The sequence below is a fragment of the Chitinophaga sp. 05T412 genome, from assembly GCF_056396465.1.
This window is the reverse complement of sequence record NZ_JBFTLN010000004.1, coordinates 219,635-242,861: the sequence shown is the minus strand read 5'-3', so window position 1 is coordinate 242,861 and position 23,227 is coordinate 219,635. Positions and strand designations below refer to the sequence as shown.

Sequence of the window (23,227 nt, the reverse complement as noted above, 5' to 3'; positions counted from 1 at the left end):
TAAATATATGGCAAAACTTGAAACATTAACACCAGCACAAGAAGCGAAGATTCCTGAAATGAGGGATTATTGGCTGAACTACATTTTATCATGCAAGAATAGGCTTGATAAAGATAAGGCCCGCAAAGGTATAGAATGGCTATACTCCTATTGCGGCAAAGAGAAGCCCATTATCATATTCATGGATAGTCCATATGGATGCCAGGTGGCTGCAAATTTCTTTTTAAAATTTTTTAAGGAAATCGGGGCCAACATCGGGGCCAACATCGGGGCCAACATCAGGGACAACATCGGGGACAACATCTGGGACAACATCAGGGACAACATCTGGGACAACATCGGGGCCAACATCGGGGCCAACATCTGGGACAACATCTGGGACAACATCAGGGACAACATCGGGGCCAACATCAGGGCCAACATCGGGGCCAACATCAGGGACAACATCGGGGCCAACATCAGGGACAACATCTGGGACAACATCAGGGACAACATCGGGGACAACATCGGGGACAACATCGGGGACAACATCGGGGCCAACATCAGGGACAACATCTGGGACAACATCTGGGACAACATCGGGGACAACATCGGGGACAACATCGGGGACAACATCGGGGACAACATCGGGGACAACAAACTACAGTACCATACAACATCATGGTATGGCAATGCCGGAGATTATGGATGGGTAGCTTATATGGATTATTTCCTTCAGCTTCAATTGATCCATTCAGACCGTGAAAAAGATTTCAACGCTTTCAAGGAACTACTCCTTTCTGGCGTTTTCGAAATGATTCAATTCGACGGCCTATGTATTGTTTCCGACATGCCGACTAAGATTATTCGGAACAATGAGGGACGCCTTCATAATCCAAATGGTCCATCAGTAGAATTTAAGGATGGGTGGCACCAGTATAACATAAATGGGCGCGCGTTACCTTCATGGATATGGGAAAAAGCAACTGCAGGAGAGATAACCCGTGAGATGTTCCTGCAGGAGACAAACAGCGAGATTAAAGGCGGCATTTACGAAGTGCTTGGACAAAAACGAATGATGGATTTACTGGGTGCTGTTGAAGTAGATACTTGTACCATCTCACACCGGAATGGTGATCTTGAAAACGTCTCCCTTCTAAAAACCGCAGAACAATTTTCGGAAATAGACAACCAGCCTTTCGCCTGGGTTAAGATGATTTGCCCGTCCACCGGCTCTCAGTATCTCCAAGGAGTAGAGCCGCACCACACTAATGCACTGGAAGCTATTGCTTCCCTCTCTCCATTCGAAGCAAAGGATTATTCATTCGACTTAAGGTCATAAATCAAATAAAATGAAACAACAAAACACACTCCGCGGCCATCAGGGCGATGTACAATTCTCAATGATCGAGAGCATCCCGCCTGGCGCAAAGAAAGTAAAAAACAAGCCTATTGCATTAGGTGAGCATTCGGGACACATGCACGTTCTCACCGGCGATGTGGAAATGTTCGAAGTTGGTGGTCGTATCATCTGTGCCGTTGGGTCTGATGGCGCCAGATTGCAGCATGTTCATGAGTCGAATTTCACAGATGCTTCATGGACAAAAAAAGAAGAGATCCAGAAGGCTGACCACAATTCCCATGAATTACCGTCAGGCAACTATGAGTTCTGGATCCAGAACAGCTATAACCCCTATTCCAAGTTAATGGAAAAGGTGATTGATTGATTAATCGGCCGGGTAAAACCGGCCTAAAGTTCAGGCCATGCACATCATCTCAAAACATATAACTCATACCGGCGCCATCTCCTTCCACTGGATAGATGAAGATGGTCAGGAGTATATCACCGGCATTCCAAAAGACCAGGTTAAAACCTTCTTACGACGGAACATCATCATCAAGGAGGAGGGCGACTTGGTTTGGGTAAGATACCGCAATGCGTTTCAGCAGATATCTCACCGGCAAATGGGATATATGGCATGCTTGGAGATTGAGATCAAGCGCCGGGAGTTCTGCCAGCAAATCATTTCATCAAACATTCTAATTAAGTAATCATGGAAAATCAACCCGCTGAAGTAATTGAAGAAATATCTCCGCAGATAGTCTATCAGCAGGACAAGGCAGCCATTGATATGCAAATATCAACAGCTAAAGCCTATCCACGAAATATTAAAAGATCATTGGAAAACGCCATCGCCATTGTTACCATAGATCAGGAAACAGCCAAAACCTGCACCTACTCAGTACCACGAGGAGGTAAGCCAATCACCGGCCCTTCAGTTCACATGGCTAAAATACTTGCTCAGGTATGGGGCAACCTACGTATTGAGGCAAAGGTTGTTTCTATCGATAATCGGCAGGTAACATCCGAGGCGGTATGCTTTGACCTTGAAAACAACTTAGCCATAAAGGCCCAGGTGAAGCGCTCTATCATGGGTAAGACGGGTAGATTTTCCGATGACATGATAACAGTAACGGGCAATGCGGCAAACTCAATAGCCTTGCGTAACGCGGTCCTCTCTGTTATTCCCCGGCCAATTGTAGATAAAGTCTACAATGCTGCCAAACAGGCCATCACTGGAGATGTTTCCGACGAAGCGAAGCTAATATCAAGGCGCAAGCAGGTTGTTGATGGACTGAAAGACACCTTCAATGTTACAGAAAAAGAGATACTTAGCGCAATCGGAAAGGCCGCTATAAATCACATTACCTCTGATGATCTTGTAGTTCTTATAGGCATTGGTACTGCTATAAAAGATGGTGATACAACAATTGAAATGGCTTTCAAGGGCGCTAAACCAGATAAGAAAACCCCGCAAGAAATTGAGGCGGAGCGTATCGCACTATTAATTCAGGATGCAACTACAATTGATGTCTTGGAGAACCTAAAACAATACGTCCAGCCAAATCAGATGGACATCTATGAGGCTAAACTTAAATCTTTAAGCTGATGGACTTTTCAAATTTGTTATTCAGGTGCCACTCAGTTGGGCACCTGATGGTTGAGCCAAGAGAAAAAGCAGCCAAAGATCGTGGCGATTTATCAGAATCAGCAATTACTCACCTGGTTGATATTTATGTTTCCAAAAAGTATGGTCGTAATACTGACATATCCAGCAAGTATATAGAAAAGGGCCTATCGGTAGAAGAGGACAGTATTACATTGTTTAGCCGGGTACGTAGTGATTTCTACAAGAAAAACGAAGAAAATATTAAAAACGATTTCTTAACAGGGACGCCAGATCTATACAAAGGCTGTTCAATCTTCAATGCTGACCATGTTGTTGATGTGAAATCGCCTTGGGATATTTTCACCTTTTTCCGAAATATCGCGAAGCCAATGAATAAGCTGTACTACTGGCAGCTAATGGGATACATGGCACTTACTGGAGCTAAATCCGCTACGCTTGCTTATTGTCTTGTCAATACTCCTGAATCAATAATACTGGATGAAGAACGGAAGTTAATGTACAAGATGAACGCTGGCACCACTGAGAATCCGGATTTTATAGAGGCATGCGAAGAACTCAGGAAGCTTTGTATCTATAATGATATCCCGCTCAAAGAAAGAGTAATCCAGTTTCCAGTGGAAAGGAACGATGCCGAAATAGACCGGATGTACAAAAAGATCGCCAAGGCCCGTGAATATCTTGCTGAATTTGACAAAATCATTTCACCTTCAAAATTAACTGCGGCATGATCGGTCAGACATTCACCATCACAGAAAACAAAGTTACCAGAACCCTTAAGCCAGTAGAGGAATACCTGCAGCACGGGAGGAGATTCTACGATGTGGAGGATTCCAGAACACCAAACAAGCTTGTCCCTTATGTTGCTGATGACTTCGACCAGCGGTTTAAGGTAACTGGAACAACACCGTTCAAGGGTCGCCGGCAGTTCAATGCCAGGTACCGGGAAAGAAAAAATTAATCATCAATAAACATAAAACAAATGGATCATTTTCTCTTCCAAGACAAGCCGCCAGACGAGCGCAAGAGGATACTGAGAGATTCGGCAGACTCAGTAGAGGAAACAACCTACCAGAAACCTTTAACTGAGGAACAGGTAGCATTACGCCGGGAAAGACATTCCAACAACTGCATTGAGATTTCAAAAAAAGCCGATGATCTGGCTGAGGCAAAATCGACATACAAGGCAGCTGTAGATCCCATGATTAAGGCAAACAAATCAATCCTGTCTGAACTAAAGCATAAACAGGCCACAATGTTCGGAATGCTTTTCACAATGTTAAATCACGAGGAGCGACAGGTTTACGTTTACGATGAAACTGGAGAATTAATTTCTTCCCGCCGTATGCGCCCTGACGAAAGACAATTAACAATCCCACTATCAAAAGCACAGTAAAAATGAAAGAACTAAACGTTAAAATTGAAAACGGCACACAGGAGCTTGAAATTCGTACGGGTTCAGCACTTGAAATTAAACCTCCTCAGTCGATTTCCATTTCTGGAGATATTAATACCGTGGCTAATTTCCTGGTAAAAAGAGACGAAGACAATGGAGGGTTCGGTACACAGGAGGTAGACAAGACAAAGATCGTAGTAGTGGTTAATAAGAAAGAGCGCAGTATAAAAATGCAACTGGACCCGGAAAACTACTATGGCGCTACTATCACCGGTACACTGGAATTGTCTGACGAACTGAAAAAGTTCACCATTAACGAGCCTCAGACTTACAACCGGGAACAACTGGTAAAATTCATCCGGTTTAACCGAAGATTCTTTGAAAATCCAGATAAACACCAAACAGTGTTAGACTCTTACCAGTCTTTCAATGTACAGGCACATCTCGAACTAACACAAAACAGCGATCAGAGGGGCAACAAAACAAACCTTGTTACTAAGAAGGTTACTACCGGGTTGCCCGAAGACTTCATACTCTTCATCCCAATTTTCAAAGGACAACAAAAGGAAACATTCCGGGTAGAAATATGCCTCGATGTTACTGATGGAGGTGCAAAATTCTGGTTTGAGAGTGTTGAGCTGGCCGAACTCATAGAGGCGAGGCAAGATGAAATATTCACTGAACAACTGAAGCACTGCACACAATTCGTAGTCATCAATCAATAACACCAGGGCCGGACTATGCCCCGGCCCATAATACTACCCAGTGCAATTGATTAACCAGAAAAAAAACAGAGGGTATGACTTATTACAACACAACGAACTTGACAGGAGAGGCGCTTCAAGACGAAGAGCGGGAGGCGGTCACGCAGGAGAATGCAGTTCAGGCATTTTTCAATCAGCACCCGGGAGAGAAGTTTCTATCCTCGGATGTGCACTATCACCTGGTAGCCAGGAGAAAGATACCTGAGAGGACTCAGGTACAATCAATCCGGAGAGCAATGTCCAACCTGAAGAAAGCAAACAGACTGGAAATATTGCCGGAAACGTCCATAGGTCACCATGGATATGGCAAATCAGAACATTACTACCAGCTCTCTACCTGGGCACCGGCCGGATATTCAGAACAGCATCCCGTAACAATTATAGAGCATGGCAAAGATTAGAACAGTAAAGCCCGAATTATGGGAAGACGAAAAGCTTGGTAGGTTAAAACGTGATTGCCGGCTCACTTTCCTTGGACTGTTCAATTTTGCGGATGATCAGGGAGTGATTAAGTCAAACCCTGTTTATATCAAAAGCCGAATTTATCCTTACGATGAAGATTTGAGAGTAAACGAGCTGAAAACCTGGTTAGATGCGCTGGTAAAAGCCCGGATGTTGATACCCTTTGAATTTAAAAAAGAAGGCTATTACGTTATCCGCACTTTTCGTGACCATCAAAAGATTGATCAGCGTTACGCTCGTTACTCGATATCAACAGAATTTGTAAAACGACTACTGGTGGCCGATTTAAACAACCACAAAGAGACCACACCGGGGACACACTGTGAACACGATGGGGCCACGTCGCAGGAGGTGGAGGTGGATATGGAGGTGGATATGGAGGGGAGGGGGAATGCGCCCGCGCAAGATACTCCTGAAAGTTTAGAATCTGAAAATCAGGAAAACTATACACCGGGCTCGGAAAATCCACCTCCCCCAGTTGCGCCGCCCCCCTCCTCCACTGGACCACCCATTGAGGAAGTAAAACGTTACTTCCGGGGCGCCGGTGGTACCGAAGATATGGCGGAGAAGTTTTGGAATAAATGGGACGGCGTGGGATGGATAGATAACGGCAGCAGGATAGTTAGATGGGCCAGCAGAGCAAATAATTTCATAACCAATTACCACGAAAAAGAAAAGAAAGATGGAGAGAATCGGAAAGGTGGTAAGCCTACAGGAGCAATTATCTCAGGAAATAAAGAGTATGGCGACTTCTAGTAACATTGAGCTTACCGAACAGGAAATCAAAGATGCTATTGAAGCGGCGAAGATTAAAAAGGTTATCGCCATTGAAAAAGAGCAACAGGCGAGCTACAACGAATACGTTGAGCATGAGATCCGCAGACCTTGGGATCATGAAGACTTAAGAACATTTGTCATTAACAGATCGCGAGATATAGCCATCCCGTTCACAGCGGATGCCCAAAACGACAAGATAGTTACCGCCCTGAGCTACTACTTCACAGGCAATGAATTATTCGAAAAATGCGGCCCTAAAGATAAAAATCCATGGAGCCTACAAAAGGGATTGATGTTATGCGGTGGGGTTGGTACCGGTAAGACTACGCTCATGAAGGCGTTCAATAAGAATAAACGCAGGTGCTATACGGTTGTAAGCTGCCGGCATATTGCCTCAAAGTATGCCGAAATGGGCGCTGATGTGCTTTCGGAATACAGTGGCCAACGGTTCACGGTTAATTCACGGGATACTTTCTACCAGACTGAAATAGGATTTTGTTTTGATGATCTGGGTACCGAGGAATCGAAGAAGAACTATGGCAACCAAGCGAATGTCATGGCCGACATTCTGCTTAATCGATACGACAATACAAGCGTGCCTTGGTATTTCACTCATGCCACGACCAACCTGACGCCGGAGGAAATAGAACAATCTTACGGTACCAGGGTACGTAGCCGACTACGGGAAATGTTCAATATGATAGTTATGACCGGGGAGGATCGCAGGAAATGACACCACGCGAAACATTCATACGAAACATAACCTTCCTTCGGGAGCAACAGGGATTATCCCGGCCATCAGTTGCCCGTGAGATTGGAATCAGCCACAACAGATACCAACAATGGGAAATGGGCAACGGCGCACCTGGTTACAATCTGCTTGTTCCGCTCGCGGAGTTCTTCAACCGGACAATTGATGAATTGCTCACAGTTGATATCGAGGCATCATGCCAGGTAAATTAATCCTCTACTATAACCATGGCCAGACTAAGGAGGAAGACTACCAAACACCTGAACATGCGAAGATCATTGTCAGGCGCTGGACAATTAACCACCAGTTAACTACGAAAGAACATTACATCACAATAATACCTGAAATAGACGATGGAGATAAGTGCGAAAGTGATCAAGAAATACGAGGGGAAGACTCCGGCGCAATTACTGAAACTGGCCGAGAAGCATTTCAACGCCTTCATAAGAAAACGGGATAGTACAGATACATGGTTTGTCTGCATCTCTTGCCAGAAAACTAAGAAGATGGACCAGATGAATGCCGGCCACTATATGGCGGCAGGGCATTACACCGCTGTCAGGTTTAACGAGGATAATGTACATGGCCAGTGCATTGCCTGCAACCAGCATCTACATGGCAACCTGATCGACTACCGGAAAAACCTTCTCCAGAAAATTGGGCCTGAGTTATTGGAAGAAATAGAAGGCACCTGTCGGTTATCTGTAAAGTGGGATCGGTTTGTATTAATCGGAATTATTGAAACGTATAAAACAAAGTGCAAATGAGAAAGATATATTTTATTGATTTATTCTGTGGTGCTGGCGGTGTAACAAGTGGGATTCATAGGGCCAGGTATAAAGGAAATCAAATGGCCGAAGTATTGGCTTGTGTAAACCATGATCCGTTAGCAATCGCCAGTCATGAAAGCAACCATCCTGAGGTTTTGCATTATACCGAAGATATAAGAACGCTGGATTTATCCCATTTACACACTTTAGTGACCATGAAGCGGTTAATCGAACCGGATTGTATTATAGCGTTGTGGGCATCACTTGAGTGTACGAATTTCTCCAAAGCTAAAGGTGGTTTACCGCGCGATGCTGACAGCAGAACACTCGCAGAACATATTTTCAGATATCTTGAAGCAATCAATCCTGACTACCTCTGGATTGAAAATGTAGAAGAGTTTATGAGCTGGGGGCCACTGGACAAAGCTGGGAAGCCGATCAGTAAAAAGGCTGGCCAAGACTATATAAAATGGGTAAACAATGTACAGGCTTATGGCTATAATTTTGATTATCGGATTCAAAACGCTGCAGATTACGGCGCATATACTTCCCGGAAAAGATACTTTGCTCAGTTTGCAAAACCTGAATATCCGATTAGCTGGCCAGAACAAACACACAGTAAAAAACCAAGGATTGGTATGTTTGGCTCACAAGAGCCATGGAAAGCAGTGAAAGATGTGTTAGATTTTAATGATGAAGGCGAAAGTATATTCACAAGGAAGAAGCCATTATCAGAGAAAACGCTGGAACGGATACATGCTGGACTTATTAAATATGTAGCTGGCGGAAAGGACGCGTTTATCGCTAAATATTTTTCGGGTCGGCCGGCTGGGAAAGTAATATCTGTTGACGGACCAGCAGGATCTGTTACCTGTTTTGGAGGACAAACACTTGTACAGCCGACCTTTCTTTTGAAGTATAATTCAATGAGCAAAAAGGGGGTTCATATCCCTCCTTCCATTGATGACCCGGCGCCTACAATCGCGTGTCAAAGTAGGTTAGGTATAGTTAATTCATCCTTCTTAGCTAAATATTATAGCAGCGGTGGGCAATTAAACAGCATCGAGGAGCCAGCATCTACACTACCGACAAAAGATCGAATATCTCTAATACAGCCAAAATACTGGATTGATAAGCAATACACTGGTACAGATAATCATCAATCAATAAACCATCCAGCCGGTACGATCCTTACGAATGATAAGCATGCCCTTATCAAAACTGAGGCGGCTTTCCTAATGGGCACTAACTATGATAATAGGCCCACCAGTTTGGACGCACCATCACCAACAGTAACAGCAAATAGAAAATGGTCATACTTGGTAAATCCTTCATGGGGTGGTTTTCCTACTGGTGTTGATCAGCCATCACCTGTTATTGTTGCAAGGCAAGATAAGGCGCCGATGTACATGGTTATCGCATCACAGGGCCAGCCAGAATATAAGTTTGTAATTGGCAGATCTGTTATAGATGTGAAGATCAGGCATTTCATGGCTATTTATGGTATCGTCGATATTAAAATGCGGATGCTGAAGATCCCCGAACTGCTCCGCATCCAAGGCTTTGGCGACAGCTATATGCTAAAAGGAACTCAGGGTGACAGGAAGCGCTTCATAGGAAATGCAGTGGAGGTCAACCAGGCAAAGGTAAATATCGAAGCGATGTACGAGGGTATGGTCAAGGCACAGGCACTAAAAATAGCGTAATGGAACTGAACAAAATATATAATCAGGACTGCCTAACCGGTATGCTGCAGCTGCCAAATGGTTCCGTGCACTGTTGTGTCACCTCCCCTCCTTACTGGGGACTCCGTGACTATGGTGTAGATGGTCAGCATGGTCTGGAAGAAACACCAGAAGCATTTATTGCCCGGCAGGTGGAAGTATTCCGGGAGGTTCGGAGAGTGCTGCGAGATGATGGCACGCTGTGGGTTAACATCGGGGATAGTTACGCTACACATGCACGGAAAAGGAGTACCGTTAAGGATGGGGTACTATATAACCCCTCCTGCACCATCCAACAAAACAAAGTAACAGGTGACCTAAAACGGAAAGACCTCGTAGGTATTCCATGGATGCTGGCTTTCGCCCTCCGCGCTGATGGCTGGTACCTCCGGCAGGATATTATCTGGAGTAAACCGAACCCGATGCCTGAGTCCTGCAAAGATCGTTGCACTAAAAGCCATGAGTATATTTTCTTGCTTACCAAGTCGGAAAAGTATTATTACAATGCCGCCGCTATTGCCACGCCCTACAAGGAAAAAACATATACCACTTTCGGTATAAAAAGCAAAGGCTATGGAGATGGGGCAGGGCTAATACAATCAGAAAATTGGGCGCGGGATATAAAAGTAAGAAAGCCAAAACAATGGAAAACGCCGGATGGATGGGATACAGGCAACGGAAGCCATGGTGCAATTCACAAATCTGGCCGGGAAAGAGGTTACAAATGTACCAAAGAAGAACAGGAATTTCAGGGTGCCAATAAGCGATCGGTTTGGACAGTGGCTACAAAACCTTTCAAAGAAGCGCATTTTGCCACCTTCCCAGAGGAATTACCGTATACCTGTATTCTCGCTGGTTGTCCCGAAGGAGGAACCGTACTGGACCCATACATGGGGGCAGGCACCACTGCACTCGTTGCGCGGAAGACCGGTAGAAACTTTATCGGCTTTGAACTCAATCCGGATTATCTGCATATAGCCGATAGCCGGCTCATAAAGGAATTGGGGATGTTTATTTAACCAAGTGTAAGCCGCAAATGAATAACAATGGCAAAAGATCATTCATACTGGGCATGGTGCCTAAGAGACAAGGCATCCGGAAAGTTGGTTAGGGAAATATTTAACACCCGGAGGGAACTGGTTGCCTATTACACTATGGGTGGAGGGACGAAATCAGTTGCCTGGAAAGACATCAAAAGATTACGCCTTAAATCAGTACAGGTGTTAATTGGACAAACAATCATGTACTAAACCGACCCGGAAGGGTAATAAACAATATGAAACACAATGAATTTTCTGAAATCGAAGAAGTGACCGGAGAAATCCTGAAGGAGAAACTAATGGAGTTGCTGGAAGACGGCGCAGGGTCATCAGGCGGCACCCTCCCAATCTGCTGGGTTACATTACCAGATGGAACCTTTGCCCGGCTCGGGGTATTCTACCACACACCGGATAGTATTGTTAAAATTGAAACGGCCCTGTAGTGGGTACCAAAGATCATGACAGAAGCAGAGATCAAACAGGCGGCACTAGAATATGCAGATAAGCACTATTCAAAATCGGAATTTGGCTATGGCGTTGCAGAGACTTCCTATATCGCCGGGGCAGAGGCGAACGCGCAAAAGTGGATACCAATAAAAGTAGCTCTCCCTGAATGTCCTAGAATAGTGATAGTTGTAAATGCTGGAAAGGTTTATTCCGGATTCTATTTTGAAGGTAAATGGTACCATCGAACCATAGAGCAGCCGCTTAACAATGTGTCTCACTATTGCGAATTTCCTTCACCTCCAAACACGCAGCCATGAAAGTAAGGATAGTTAAATGTTCATCACCTGTTATGTGGTGGAAAAATTCAATAGAAAAAATATTCAAGACACGAGGGGAATATGCTGGATACTGGCTTTTGCTCCCTGATTGTAGATATGTGTTAAAATCAGACTGCGAGGTCGTAGAACAATAAGTTATGGATATTGATTCAACAATTGATGATTTAATGAGATTTTTCCATTCAGGCAGTATAATACAAGTTGTACGACAATTAACTCCTCATCAATTAGCAAAAGAATTTTCGCAAAGAATGATTGATCTAGGTAATGATTCATGGATAGACATTTTACATCAAATAAATAACCGGCGCGAGCCACAAAACAAATAGGATGACTGAACCGAATGAACTTATGTTAGGCAACTATATTTTTGTTGAATTTCAGGTATCTGAGGTAATAGAGATAGAGGGCCTCATAATTAAAATAAGAAATGATGAATTTTCAAATGTGGGAGCACGTTTTGGAAGATCAGAATGTGATCCTATTCCATTGTCTGCTGCTGTGCTGGAAGCGTGCGGATTTAAGAAGGCAGATAATGAAATGAATATTGATGGAATAGAAATGTCCCTTCAGCTTGATGAAAACAGGCATGGTCATACATATTTTTACTCATGTGGGAAATTAGGAGGAGGCCTAGTAGTTCTGTGCTTATGCAGAGGAAATTATTTCAGGAATAATATTTCATATCTGCATGATCTGCAAAACACACATTTTATAATCACCAGTCAACCGCTCGAAATAGACATTGACAAACTTAAAAACGCACTCAAATGACTGAAAACGAAATATTCCTAGGCAAGCTATTATGGGAGGCTTTGGATATAATTGCCGCATTAGAATATGATAAATCACAGGCCGAATATTATCATCGCGCTATTGAATCTTTAAGTAATAGCCAATTCAATTCTCAGCCTTTATTGAAAAGGATAAAAATTAATTCAGATGGAGAACAGTAAGAAGCTCACACCGGAAGAAATGGACGCGCTCACATTCATTGAAAACGAGCATTTTGACGGAGATGATGTTCCTGAAAATGAAATGTGGAGTACCGACCATGTTGTAAATCTTATGTCAAATTTTGCCCATAAATCACATAATGCAATTATTCTTTTGCAGGGAGTAGCAGAGAAGGACGCGCTGCTGAAAGAGGCAAATGACATCATAACCGCCGTTTATGACAACCTATGCAATCACGGCATGAAAGGCATAGTTTCAAGAAAGAACACGCTTCTATTGTTTAATTACATAAACAAAACCACCGGTAATGAGGCCGGGAAAGATGTTCGGTAAAAGAAAATGCCCGATATGCGGTAATACAAATCTAAAAGTAATCCCTGCCCCATTGGTGGATAAACTGAGGTGTGTCCCCTGTTATGAACGAAATAAGTTAAAGCAGGAGATTGAACAACTAAAAAAGCAATTGCAAAAACTAAACGCTACCGGAAGCGATACCAGGAAATGATTATGGAAGTAAAAATTAAGATCGGGGATATCTTAACCGTTAAAGATTTTATCACTCATTTGAAAGTAATTCAGACGCAGATCGAACAATCAAAAGCAAGAATAATTGACGATTTGATTTCAGTAGACCTGTCGGATACTAATTGCTACGGGTGGCATGAAGTAGAATTAAAATTTTAAACCGCGCCGGCTCCGGTATCCGGAAAGTGAAAGAGATATGTGCAATAAAACCAGTTACAACAACAAAGCTGCAGCTGACCGTTCACTCGATCATGCCCAGCCAGACTGGAAAGGGGTTAGACCTATCCGGTCATATCTGTGCCACGAGTGCAAAAAATGGCACCTAACAAGCATGACGGCCAATCAATATAACCGTATGCGAAAAAATGGAATGATACGATAACCACCCGTGAGGGAGAAAATGTGAAGAGATATGAGTAATAATGAAATTATACAGATGAAGGCAATAGCCATATGCTTCAAACCCTTTTTAAAGCCCGAAGAGGCCCTTATCTACACAAACCTTGGCCGCACTGCATTAGCCAGAAAGTGTGAGGAGTACGGCGTTTATAAAAGTGCATCAGGATATTTCAGTAAAGAGGATTTGGATCGAATGTTAGCCGGCAAAACGTCACCGGCTAACCAAAAAATAAAATTATGACGGTAACTTCTTGATAGCTTCCTGGCCTGAATTTTTTCTATACCGCTGGTAGGTCTTGTGAACATACTTTGTAGTTGTATGTCCTAGTAGGCCTGCCACGGTAGCAATATCAACCCCCGCATCCTGAAGTAATACTGACATAGAGTGCCTAAGTGAGTGCCATGTAATGTGCTTATTAATACCTGCTCGTTTAACCCATTCCTTAAGCGTCTTATTTGCCCCGTCCTGTGTTGGCAAATCGAATACCTTGCCAACCATTCGATTCTCAACGACTTTTTTTGCAATTGGGTGCAATGGCACCTCAACACGTACGCCCGTCTTTGTCTGTGCGCTGAGAATTACGGAATCTTCCAATACATCTGCCCACCCAAGAGGCTCAATATCACACCATCTCAGACCGGTATACAAACTGAAAATTGCCGCCCTTCTTACTTCTTGATTACTGCACGGCGTTTTCATTAATTGAATATACTCTTTGGCCTCCAAGATATCTTTCTGCTTACTGGGATGAACCTTTACCTTTACGTCTTCAGCCGGATTAACCCTAAAGTACCCCTGTTTTGTCGCAGCTTTGATAACCCGTTTGAAACGCATAAAGTAGTCACCAGGGGTTTCGCCTTCGAGGTTGTCAAGTAAGTAAGCCCGGAAGCGTTCACAAAAATTCTCTGTGATATCAGTTGCGCTAATGTGATCTTTGCCAATAAATTTTTTAAGCGACGAAAAGGAGCAGCTTAGGCTTTTATTGCCGGGACGCTTATTATCATTTACAAATTCTTCATAAAAATCTAAGAAATTGTGTTTAATCTTATGGATAGGGGTATATCCACTACTCAGTGATTGCAGCTCCAATACTAACTGCGAGCGCCTTACCTCTAAAATTCTTTTGGCCTCCTTATTGAAATTCTTCTGAATTGAATCAGTAGCATTGGTCCATGTGTAAATACCAGTTGTTTTCCGCTGGCCGGCACCCTTGCCCCATTCAAAATAATACCATGTTTTTTTCTTGTCTCTGGAGAGTTTGGAAGAAATTGTGATATTCATAACTGTTCGCCAATGTGTTCGCCGTTTGTTCGCCGCAAACGGTGTGAAAAGGTGAAAAAAAGGGTTAATATGCGACAGTTGCGAAAATAGAAAAAGCCCGTAAACGCTACAAATATAAGCATTTACGGGCTTTGAACAGTGCCCAGAACAGGAATCGAACCTGCACTCCCTTTCGAAAACAAGATTTTGAGTCTAGCGCGTCTACCAATTCCGCCATCTGGGCAATCATTTTATAAGAACTCTCCGCGTCAATTGCGGGATGCAAATATAGGAACTCTTTTTTATTCTCCAAGAAAATTTTTGATTTCATACTAAAAAACATTCCACACAACAGCAACACCGCATCAGCCGCTCCCCCGAAAACCAGCCACCACCAACAATCACAAAGCATCCATCTCTCCCCTTCTCTTCTCAAAAAAATTTCCCCCTTCGTTATTCCATTGCGCAAAATACCGTAAATTCAGACATGCAAAACACGATACACATAGGACTCATCCGGGAAGAAAAACATCCACACGATAACCGCGTGGCCTTTACTCCTAAGCAATGCCAGTGGATCATGCACCACTTCCCACAGGTACGGCTATACGTACAGCCATCTCCCCGTCGCTGCTTCTCTGATGAAGAATATAAAAAAGCAGGCATCACCCTCCAGGAAGATCTCTCCGGATGCACCGTCCTGCTGGGTATCAAAGAAGTGCCGGTAGACCAGCTGATAGCCGATAAAACCTATCTCTTCTTCAGCCACACGAAAAAAAAGCAACCACATAACCAACGGATGCTGCAAACCATCCTGCAAAAAAATATCACGCTAATAGATTATGAATGCCTCGTACACCCCGACGGACAACGCATTCTGGGCTTCGGCTTCTTCGCCGGCATTGTAGGCGCCCACAACGGATTGATGGCTTTCGGCGAAAAAACAAAAAGCTTCCACTTCAAAAGAGTACATACCTGCCATGATTTTCAGGAACTGATCGGACACTATTTCGGGATCAAATTACCGCCGATGAAAATCGTTATCACCGGCTCCGGACGCGTTGCCGCAGGAGCGTTGGAAATTATGGGCCTGCTAGGCATCAAATACCTCCCGCCGGAAGAATACCTGATTAACAGCTACGCTTATCCCGTATATACACAACTAAAAGCGGGAGAACTATACCTGAAAAAAGAAGATAAAACATATAGCAGGGCCGACTTCCACGCACATCCCGAAAACTACGAATGCCGCTTCCTGCCTTATGTCACCGCCAGCGATATCCTGATGAACGGCATCTATTGGGACCACAACATCCCTCCCCTCTTCCATGCCGATGATCTCAAAAAAGACAATTTCCGCATACAGGTGATCGCCGATATCACAGATGATACCAACGGATCTATTCCCTGTAATCTGGGCGATAGCACCATTGAAAACCCCGTTTATGGCGTTACCAAAGATACGATGCAACAAACGGCCCCTTATCTGCCGGATACGGTAGACATGATGTGTGTCAGCAATTTGCCCAATGAATTACCCAGAGATGCTTCCCAGTATTTCGGAGATCAGCTGATGAAATATGTATTTGAAGAATTATTAAACCAAGGCAGCACCATGATACAAAATGCTACCATTGCCAGCAAAGGATCGCTGACAGCGCCTTTTGCCTACCTCGAAGATTATGCAAAAGGCGCCTCCTGAAAATTTACCGGAGCAAATGAACTGCCCCTTTCAGCATTTTCTCTTCTCCCTCTATATTTTTATAACGGATAAAATATACATAACTGCCCACCGGCTGCGGCGCGCCTTTATAAGTACCATCCCATCCCTGCATAATGCCAGTGGAAGTATATATTTCTACTCCCCAACGGTCAAATACCCTGAACTCCAGCAACACCTGCCCATGCGGTGTCCGTAAACGAAATAAGTCATTCTTTCCGTCACCATTAGGCGTGAAGGCATTAGGCACATACAAATCCACCCCACACTCCTTCGCCACCGTTTGCAAAACGGTGGTACCACATTCATTACCAACGTTGACATGATAAGTCCCTGGGTAGCGGATCTGTTGTGTATTGGTAGTAGCGCCATTTCCCCACAAATACTGGTATCCTGGTGGCACAGTAACCGTTACCGGCTTCCAGTTAAACAAACAAATTTCAGGCACCATAGTTACCTGTGGCCTGTCTTTTACACTCAGATAAGTAACAATAGTGCTGTCACAGCCATATCTTGTAAACAGCTTACTGGTATAACTACCAGCATTATACACTATGCGCCCATCAGGTAACGTGTAGTCTTTTCCGTTACAAACCGTATCATATACCTCCGCATAGGAATGCGGTGCTACCTGCAATACAGTTGTGGTAATACTATCGCAGCCCTGATATGTTCTAATATTGGCTACATAAGTACCGCTGCTTTTTACTTTACGGCCGTCTGACAGCTGATAGGTCTGCCCATCACAAATCACAATCTGCTCCTTCAGATGATAAACAGATGCAAATTTCACGGTAGTCGTTATCACACTATCACAACCGCTAACCACCCTTTTTAAATTACTGATGTAAATTCCTTCCGCATTCACCACCTTGCCGTCAGGTAAAACATAAGATGTTCCCTGGCAGAGGAATTTGGTAACTGACGGTTGAATACTCGCTTCTATAAGCACTTTACGAATTCTCTCATCATTGCCGCAATGTCCGGTAACCGTCACTTTCACGGTATACATTTGCTCTCTGGTGTAAATATGCACAGGAGACATCGCTGTAGACGTACTACCATCACCGAAGTCCCACAACACACCTGTTATTCCCGCTTCATCTACCAACTTAAAAGTGGGCTTACCTTCACAAACATTAGCAACCGTGAAATCAACAGGTAGTACCACCTTCAACGTAGTAGTAATAATACTGTCGCAGCCCTGATAAGTTTTAAAAGACGACACATAAATGCCACTAGTCGCCACTTTACGGCCATCTGGCAGCAGGTATTCCTCCCCCATGCAAATCATGGCATCCTCCTTCTTATTATAAGTGGGCATAAACTTCACAGTGGTGGTAATTACGCTATCACAACTGCTACTTGCCCTTTTAATAGTGCTAATGTAAGTACCCTCAGCATTGACCTTCTTTCCGTCCGGCAAAATATAAGTACTTCCATCACAAATAAACTTGGTAACTGCCTCCGCTATGGGGCCTTCAATAACTACATCCCGGGTTTGCTCACTAGTGATGCAATTCCCGGAAACAATCACTTTCACCGTATAAGTTTTCTTACTCGTATAAAGATGTTCGGGAGATAAATTTGTAGAGCTGGTGCCATCCCCAAAATCCCATAATACACTTGTTACACCTGTTTCATTAATCAGCTTAAAGGTAGATTTTCCCTCACAAACAGTGGACACCGTAAAATCAGCAGGAACATACATAAAGCTCTTAACAAACGTAGGGAAACAGGCGGAGGTACGATGTAATCCGCTTCCGGTAGGATCTACATTCATCCCGTCACGTTCATAATTACATCCCATCCCTTTCACCTCCGGGTGATGAATAAGACCCACATAAGGATACCCGTCGTCCTCCCCCTTCACATATCCCACATATATACGCCGGTCCGGCCCCATTTGAAGACCGCCTATCTGCAACGGCGAGATAACACTGGCAACAGCTACCTGGGATGCATTCACATCTGGCGCGGTAAGGTCAAATTGATAAACCCTGCTCCATACGGAGTAATTCAAGCTCACCACATATAGGAGCTTTCCATCAGAGGAAAATTCCGATCCTAAAGGGAAAATCACATCCAGTATCGCAAGTGGCGCACTGATAACGCCTGTGGAATTATTAAACTTTAAAACATCTACCTTACCCATCTTCCCTTGCCGCAGGCCGGCTATGGTGTGGACCATCGTTCCGCCATCATCGGTAAACTTGATTACCCCTGCTTCTTCCCAGCCTCCGGAACGAACAACAGTTCCGGTTGTATACACAGTAGGCGCCGAAACACCCGCTGATGTAACCAGGTATACATAATAATCAGCACTACGCACCGCATGGGTCACTACCCAAAAATCCCTTCCATTACAATGTCGGGTAGCCCCTATTTTTTCCGTACTCAGGCTATTGCCCAATAACATCGCATTTTTTGTTCCGGGAACAATATTACCCTTGCCATTGTCCAATGCCATGTCCACCAGGTTATAACGAAACCCCTTACCCGTCATCGTTGTAAACAAATAATACTGACCTGGATGTCCTGGGAAAGGCACAACTACGGCCGACTGCGAGCTGGAAGGATCTCCCAGCAACCCGGTGCCGTCAGGCATCACCTCATGTTTTGCATTCCATACGGTGGACCCTTCTGTATAAAATAATAAATCACCTGTGGCGCCGTCACAAATAGTGGCCACCCCTTCGCGGGTATAAGTCTGTCCATCAGTGAGAACAGAGGCGGGTGTTGTATTAAAATTGATACCGGCATTATAGCCAAAGTACCATCGGTAAACTTCCTTTTGAGCCGTGACCGAAAATGCTGACAACAGTAACAGGCAGAAACAAACAATTCTTCTGTACATAAATAAGGATAAATAGCGGACACTAAGATACTAAATACTTACAGATACAAGTAGTATGGCATCAACAAAGCGACAAAAGCACTGGTATACACCCGGTTAGCATCATGAATAGCTAACTCCTTTACAAGGGTATCTCCGGCGCCGCGACTAAATATACCCACCGTACGAAAAAAGCCATGGTTCACACTTTGCCGGATATGTAACACCTCCCGGAGCTGATATCCAGCCGCTATAGCCAAGGTCCGGAAACTTTCAAATGCAGTATATGGCAGGAGTACAGAAACTTCTCCGGAGGGCGCCAGTTGCCGGTCAATAGCCCGGATCAACTCCTGATAGCTCAGGTTGGTAGCATGCATCGCCTGATCTTTCTGCGCATGCCCACTTTTCAGCGCCTGCTCATAAAAGGGCGGATTGGTAATAATGAAATCATAGGGCAATGCCGGCGTCATTTCACGTATATCCGTTTCCGTGAGGGTTAACCTATCCGCCCATGGCGAGGCTGCAAAATTGGCCCTCGCCTGCTTCGCGGCTGCCGGGTCCAGCTCCACCGCTGTTATAGCAGCATCAATTTGCTGTGCCAGCATCAAACTAAGCAAACCAGTGCCGGCGCCAATATCCAATATAGCCGACACCTTTTTATGCGCCAGGTATTGCGCCGTGAAAGCTCCTTGTATACAGGCGTCTGTACACACTTTCATGGCGCAATGCTCCTGGTGAACGGTGAACTGTTTGAATTGAAAAAATGTATTTGCCATCGTTATTTTGACTCCATCACGACCGCCAGGTTAGGCATCCGCAAATTGCGATGCACTGATACCGGGTTCGCTTCCCTGATTACACAGGTTTCTACTTTACCATTACCTTTAACAGGAATATCCAACACTTGTTCATACAATACCTGCGGCACCTGGCGATTAATACCCATCACCAGCTCTTTGGCAAAGCGACTGTAATATTTCACCACCAGCTGATTTTTACCCGCCTTCAGCGACAATAACAACACTTCACTTTGTTGTCCGCCTCTCTCCGGATTATTATGCACTACCTGTTCTTCTCCATTCAAATACACCGCAATGCCATCGCCACTGGTGAAGCCAATCAGGTAGTCGCCTGCCTGTGTAGTAGTAATTTCCTGTAAGATATACCTGGCCACACTCCTGTCGCCCGGCAATTTAATCACGGCATCATTCTGCCAGCCGGATTGCAGCGTCCAGGCTTTATGGTCCTTATTCGGCCAGGGTTGTGCCGGATCAATATCTTTTACGCTACCATGTGTTCCGTTAATGCCTGACCAGAAAGGACCAGCGCTGTACATAGGCCCCCACTGGAGATTAGCCACATCATTGTGCAGCGGTACTTCGGTACCACTGGTAAGCGGTATTACCTGCGTGTTGTTGTTCAACGTCAACTGAATGTTGCGGCCTTTTTCCGCCCCACTATATATCAGTTTCAATCGTGCAGGACGAGTGCTGGTAAATGCCCAGGAGTTCCCCACCTGGCTGCGGTAATAACTTTCATAATCCACACCGGAGAAGCTAAACAGTGGAGTAGCATTGTCTCTCGTTAAACGGGTGGCCTGACGCAGCAAATGTTGCGGGGTGATATCCACGCCGTCCTTGCAGGTAAGCGCCAATACAACAATATCCTTATCGGCTACACGAAAATCAGCCGGCAGCTGTAATTTTGTAACGCCTGCTTTCGTACTGATTTTTACCGGCAATTTTTTCCCACTGCTCAGTAAGGCCACCTGGCTGATTTTACTGTTCAGTCCAGGCAACTCAATAGTGCCGTTGTCAGGTGTGTTGAGCAGATGCAAGTATAATTTGCCGGGTTTCGTTGTCACTTCTCCCCAGGCAAAAGTAGTATCAAATGGATTGGCCGATGCGCTGTAAATGGCTTCCCCATTAAGTTTGAGCCAGGCGCCATTGAGCAGTAATACCTCTCTCTCAAAATCTACTACTGACCCATCTCCACGGGGACCGATGTTCAGCAGATAATTTCCTCCCCTACTCACTACTTTAATCAGGCCTTCCAGCTTTTCATGCGCTTTATCGGCTGCTGGTCCATGCTGCTGCCAGCTACGATAACCCCAGGTTTCATCATATACGGAAGCAGGCGTTTGCCAGGCCGACGCAATTTTATAATCAGGGTATTGGTTATCTCCCATTACACAAAAATCTCCGGCATCATTTCCCAGTCGTCCACTCACCATACATCCCGGCTGTAAACGATGTACAATATCTGCCAGATCACGACTCTGGGGTGCTGTCAGTGATCCCATATCAAACCATATCTCTGATACCGGGCCATAATTGGTCATCAGCTCTGTTACCTGCTTTTTATTATATTCATGATGCTCCGGTGTAATCGGATCACTATTGGAACTGGAAATAGGATAAGCCTGCGGAAAGTGCCAATCGATCAAAGAAAAATACATCCCGAACTTCAGACCATGACGCTGACAGGCATCCGATAACTCTTTCAGCACATCCCGTTTAAAAGGGGTAGCATCTACCACATTATAGTCGGTATAGGCAGAATGAAACATACAAAAACCATCATGATGCTTCGAGGTCATCACCACGGACTTCATCCCCGCCGCCTTTGCCAGCAGTACAATCGAATCTGCATTCCATTGCTCCGGATGGAATTGTTTCGCTACATCTCCATACACATCACTGTAAATACCGGCATGCGCCTGTATTTGCTCGCTATAGCCTCTGGTAACCGGTTTACCTTCCCAAACACCTCCCAGGGTAGAGTAAATGGCGCCCCAGTGAATAAACATGGAATACTTCTGGTTCTTCCACCCGGTTTGTGCAGCCTGGTCTTGTGCCAACACAAATTGAAAGGTCATTGTCAGACCCAGTAAAGCAATCAGGACTTTCTTCATAGATATTGACTGTTATATACCAGATAAAGCTAAATCGATTAAGTCAAGGAAAAGAATAGCATTTTACCCAAAGCTGTTATCCTTTTAGCAGCTTGCCGGAATAACTTTTATTTTTTTGGGAGATGTAGCTAAAATAGTCAGCTACTTTTGCTACAGTTAAAAAGCGGCCCTGGCAGTAGGGATCACATCCAACGAGGCAAAATCACCTGCCAGGTATTTATAATACGCCGTAATGGCGATCATGCCGGCATTATCGGTACAATATTCAAACTTTGGAATAAACGTGCGCCAGTGATACTTTTCTCCGTATTCCTGCAACGCCTTGCGCAGGCCACTGTTGGCACTTACGCCGCCGGCAATAGCAATATCACATATCCCTGTTTCCTCCGCAGCCTTTACCACCTTATTCAACAGGATCGTAATAATCCGCTGCTGGATAGAAGCACAGATATCCGGTAAATTTTGCTGGATGAAGTCGGGGTTCTCCTTTTGATTTTCCTGCAGAAAATAGAGGATGCCCGTTTTCAGGCCACTGAAGCTGAAGTTCAGGTCCGGAATACGTGGTTCTGTAAACTTAAAGCGCGTCGGATTACCGGATTGGGCATATTTATCGATCAAAGGACCGCCCGGATAAGGCAATCCCAGTATTTTGGCACTTTTGTCAAATGCTTCTCCGGCGGCATCGTCCAGTGTTTCACCAATTACACGCATCGACAGCGGGCTTTCGCATAAAACAATCTGGGTATGGCCACCAGACACCGTTAAACATAAAAACGGGAAATCCGGCTTAGGGTCGTCAATGAAATTAGCCAGTACATGCGCCTGCATATGATGCACACCAATCAGCGGAATATCCAGCGCCATGGCCATAGACTTGGCAAAGCAACTGCCCACCAGCAACGAGCCTATTAATCCCGGCGATTGCGTGAAGGCGATAGCTGTCAGCTCCTCCCGCTTTACACCCGCCGTTTGCAAGGCAATATCCACTACCGGTACAATGTTCTCCTGGTGCGCCCTGGAAGCCAGTTCCGGTACCACGCCCCCATATTGTTCATGTACCTTCTGATTGGCAATATGATTGGATAACACCTTTCCATCTACCAATACTGCCGCCCCTGTATCATCACAAGAGGATTCTATCGCTAATATTTTAACAGACATAAGCCGCAAAATTAATAAAAAAGGCGGGAAAACCCCG

General features: G+C 44.7%; 27 protein-coding genes and 1 tRNA gene. 22 read left to right on the top strand and 6 right to left on the bottom strand.

Annotation, left to right across the window (positions count from 1 at the left end):
- Positions 1–7 precede the first annotated feature (7 nt).
- The 21 genes from AC1DFM_RS11355 (at position 8) to AC1DFM_RS11255 (ending at position 12,707) form a co-directional block, all read left to right on the top strand.
- Positions 8–1,321 carry a DUF6745 domain-containing protein gene (locus tag AC1DFM_RS11355; protein ID WP_477076842.1) on the top strand — a complete coding sequence of 438 codons (1,314 nt, stop codon included), beginning with the start codon at positions 8–10 and terminating at the stop codon, positions 1,319–1,321.
- A 10-nt stretch (positions 1,322–1,331) separates the two neighbouring features.
- The gene (locus tag AC1DFM_RS11350) at positions 1,332–1,706 is read left to right on the top strand and encodes a hypothetical protein (protein ID WP_477076841.1); all 375 of its coding nucleotides are present in this window, start codon (positions 1,332–1,334) and stop codon (positions 1,704–1,706) included.
- A gap of 37 nt (positions 1,707–1,743) precedes the next feature.
- The gene (locus AC1DFM_RS11345) at positions 1,744–2,031 is read left to right on the top strand and encodes a hypothetical protein (RefSeq protein WP_477076840.1); all 288 of its coding nucleotides are present in this window, start codon (positions 1,744–1,746) and stop codon (positions 2,029–2,031) included.
- Between the two features lie 2 nt (positions 2,032–2,033).
- Positions 2,034–2,930, top strand: a complete 897-nt coding sequence (locus AC1DFM_RS11340) for a hypothetical protein (protein WP_477076839.1) — start codon at positions 2,034–2,036, stop codon at positions 2,928–2,930.
- Positions 2,930–3,679 carry a hypothetical protein gene (locus AC1DFM_RS11335; RefSeq protein WP_477076838.1) on the top strand — a complete coding sequence of 250 codons (750 nt, stop codon included), beginning with the start codon at positions 2,930–2,932 and terminating at the stop codon, positions 3,677–3,679. Before AC1DFM_RS11340 ends, AC1DFM_RS11335 begins: the two co-directional genes overlap by 1 nt.
- On the top strand, positions 3,676–3,909 hold the full coding sequence (locus AC1DFM_RS11330) for a hypothetical protein (RefSeq protein WP_477076837.1): 234 nt from the start codon (positions 3,676–3,678) through the stop codon (positions 3,907–3,909). The genes AC1DFM_RS11335 and AC1DFM_RS11330 overlap by 4 nt, the downstream gene beginning before the upstream one ends.
- Positions 3,910–3,930: 21 nt before the next feature.
- Entirely contained in the window at positions 3,931–4,344 is a 414-nt protein-coding gene (locus AC1DFM_RS11325) for a hypothetical protein (protein WP_477076836.1), read from the top strand.
- Between the two features lie 2 nt (positions 4,345–4,346).
- Positions 4,347–5,069 (top strand): DUF2303 family protein, encoded by a 723-nt coding sequence (locus tag AC1DFM_RS11320; protein ID WP_477076835.1) that lies wholly within the window; start codon positions 4,347–4,349, stop codon positions 5,067–5,069.
- Positions 5,070–5,167: 98 nt separating this feature from the next.
- Positions 5,168–5,509 (top strand): hypothetical protein, encoded by a 342-nt coding sequence (locus tag AC1DFM_RS11315; RefSeq protein WP_477076834.1) that lies wholly within the window; start codon positions 5,168–5,170, stop codon positions 5,507–5,509.
- Positions 5,496–6,326, top strand: coding sequence for a hypothetical protein (locus AC1DFM_RS11310; protein ID WP_477076833.1), 831 nt, complete (start codon positions 5,496–5,498; stop codon positions 6,324–6,326). The genes AC1DFM_RS11315 and AC1DFM_RS11310 overlap by 14 nt, the downstream gene beginning before the upstream one ends.
- Positions 6,313–7,080: an AAA family ATPase gene (locus tag AC1DFM_RS11305; protein WP_477076832.1), complete on the top strand. Its 768-nt coding sequence runs from the start codon at positions 6,313–6,315 to the stop codon at positions 7,078–7,080. Before AC1DFM_RS11310 ends, AC1DFM_RS11305 begins: the two co-directional genes overlap by 14 nt.
- The gene (locus AC1DFM_RS11300) at positions 7,077–7,310 is read left to right on the top strand and encodes a helix-turn-helix domain-containing protein (RefSeq protein WP_477076831.1); all 234 of its coding nucleotides are present in this window, start codon (positions 7,077–7,079) and stop codon (positions 7,308–7,310) included. Before AC1DFM_RS11305 ends, AC1DFM_RS11300 begins: the two co-directional genes overlap by 4 nt.
- Before the next feature lie 141 nt (positions 7,311–7,451).
- Positions 7,452–7,865, top strand: coding sequence for a recombination protein NinG (locus AC1DFM_RS11295; protein WP_477076830.1), 414 nt, complete (start codon positions 7,452–7,454; stop codon positions 7,863–7,865).
- On the top strand, positions 7,862–9,574 hold the full coding sequence (locus AC1DFM_RS11290; protein ID WP_477076829.1) for a DNA cytosine methyltransferase: 1,713 nt from the start codon (positions 7,862–7,864) through the stop codon (positions 9,572–9,574). Before AC1DFM_RS11295 ends, AC1DFM_RS11290 begins: the two co-directional genes overlap by 4 nt.
- Positions 9,574–10,611 (top strand): DNA-methyltransferase, encoded by a 1,038-nt coding sequence (locus AC1DFM_RS11285; protein ID WP_477076828.1) that lies wholly within the window; start codon positions 9,574–9,576, stop codon positions 10,609–10,611. Before AC1DFM_RS11290 ends, AC1DFM_RS11285 begins: the two co-directional genes overlap by 1 nt.
- Before the next feature lie 257 nt (positions 10,612–10,868).
- On the top strand, positions 10,869–11,075 hold the full coding sequence (locus tag AC1DFM_RS11280) for a hypothetical protein (protein WP_477076827.1): 207 nt from the start codon (positions 10,869–10,871) through the stop codon (positions 11,073–11,075).
- Positions 11,076–11,090: 15 nt separating this feature from the next.
- Entirely contained in the window at positions 11,091–11,396 is a 306-nt protein-coding gene (locus AC1DFM_RS11275; protein WP_477076826.1) for a hypothetical protein, read from the top strand.
- Positions 11,397–11,554: 158 nt separating this feature from the next.
- Positions 11,555–11,746 (top strand): hypothetical protein, encoded by a 192-nt coding sequence (locus AC1DFM_RS11270; RefSeq protein WP_477076825.1) that lies wholly within the window; start codon positions 11,555–11,557, stop codon positions 11,744–11,746.
- Position 11,747: 1 nt separating this feature from the next.
- Positions 11,748–12,191, top strand: a complete 444-nt coding sequence (locus AC1DFM_RS11265) for a hypothetical protein (RefSeq protein ID WP_477076824.1) — start codon at positions 11,748–11,750, stop codon at positions 12,189–12,191.
- A complete protein-coding gene (locus AC1DFM_RS11260; RefSeq protein ID WP_477076823.1) occupies positions 12,188–12,373 on the top strand; it encodes a hypothetical protein in 186 nt (61 codons plus the stop codon). The genes AC1DFM_RS11265 and AC1DFM_RS11260 overlap by 4 nt, the downstream gene beginning before the upstream one ends.
- Positions 12,360–12,707: a hypothetical protein gene (locus AC1DFM_RS11255; RefSeq protein WP_477076822.1), complete on the top strand. Its 348-nt coding sequence runs from the start codon at positions 12,360–12,362 to the stop codon at positions 12,705–12,707. The genes AC1DFM_RS11260 and AC1DFM_RS11255 overlap by 14 nt, the downstream gene beginning before the upstream one ends.
- A gap of 826 nt (positions 12,708–13,533) precedes the next feature.
- Here AC1DFM_RS11255 and AC1DFM_RS11250 read toward each other — a convergent pair.
- Both AC1DFM_RS11250 and AC1DFM_RS11245 read right to left on the bottom strand, forming a co-directional pair.
- The gene (locus AC1DFM_RS11250; protein ID WP_477076821.1) at positions 13,534–14,580 is read right to left on the bottom strand and encodes a tyrosine-type recombinase/integrase; all 1,047 of its coding nucleotides are present in this window, start codon (positions 14,578–14,580) and stop codon (positions 13,534–13,536) included.
- Positions 14,581–14,719: 139 nt separating this feature from the next.
- Positions 14,720–14,803: transfer RNA gene (locus AC1DFM_RS11245), tRNA-Leu, on the bottom strand.
- Between the two features lie 243 nt (positions 14,804–15,046).
- Here AC1DFM_RS11245 and AC1DFM_RS11240 point away from each other — a divergent pair.
- Positions 15,047–16,261, top strand: coding sequence for an NAD(P)-dependent oxidoreductase (locus AC1DFM_RS11240; protein ID WP_477076820.1), 1,215 nt, complete (start codon positions 15,047–15,049; stop codon positions 16,259–16,261).
- Positions 16,262–16,265: 4 nt separating this feature from the next.
- On the opposite strand, the gene AC1DFM_RS11235 is transcribed toward AC1DFM_RS11240, so the two are convergent.
- The 4 genes from AC1DFM_RS11235 to tsaD all read right to left on the bottom strand — a co-directional run bounded on the left by AC1DFM_RS11235 (position 16,266) and on the right by tsaD (position 23,190).
- Complete coding sequence (locus tag AC1DFM_RS11235) at positions 16,266–19,136, bottom strand: PKD domain-containing protein (RefSeq protein WP_477076819.1); 2,871 nt, start codon at positions 19,134–19,136, stop codon at positions 16,266–16,268.
- 38 nt (positions 19,137–19,174) lie between these two features.
- Complete coding sequence (locus AC1DFM_RS11230) at positions 19,175–19,891, bottom strand: tRNA1(Val) (adenine(37)-N6)-methyltransferase (protein WP_477076818.1); 717 nt, start codon at positions 19,889–19,891, stop codon at positions 19,175–19,177.
- A gap of 2 nt (positions 19,892–19,893) precedes the next feature.
- Positions 19,894–22,029 (bottom strand): alpha-L-fucosidase, encoded by a 2,136-nt coding sequence (locus AC1DFM_RS11225; RefSeq protein WP_477076817.1) that lies wholly within the window; start codon positions 22,027–22,029, stop codon positions 19,894–19,896.
- Between the two features lie 156 nt (positions 22,030–22,185).
- Complete coding sequence (gene tsaD, locus AC1DFM_RS11220; RefSeq protein ID WP_477076816.1) at positions 22,186–23,190, bottom strand: tRNA (adenosine(37)-N6)-threonylcarbamoyltransferase complex transferase subunit TsaD; 1,005 nt, start codon at positions 23,188–23,190, stop codon at positions 22,186–22,188.
- Positions 23,191–23,227 lie beyond the last annotated feature (37 nt).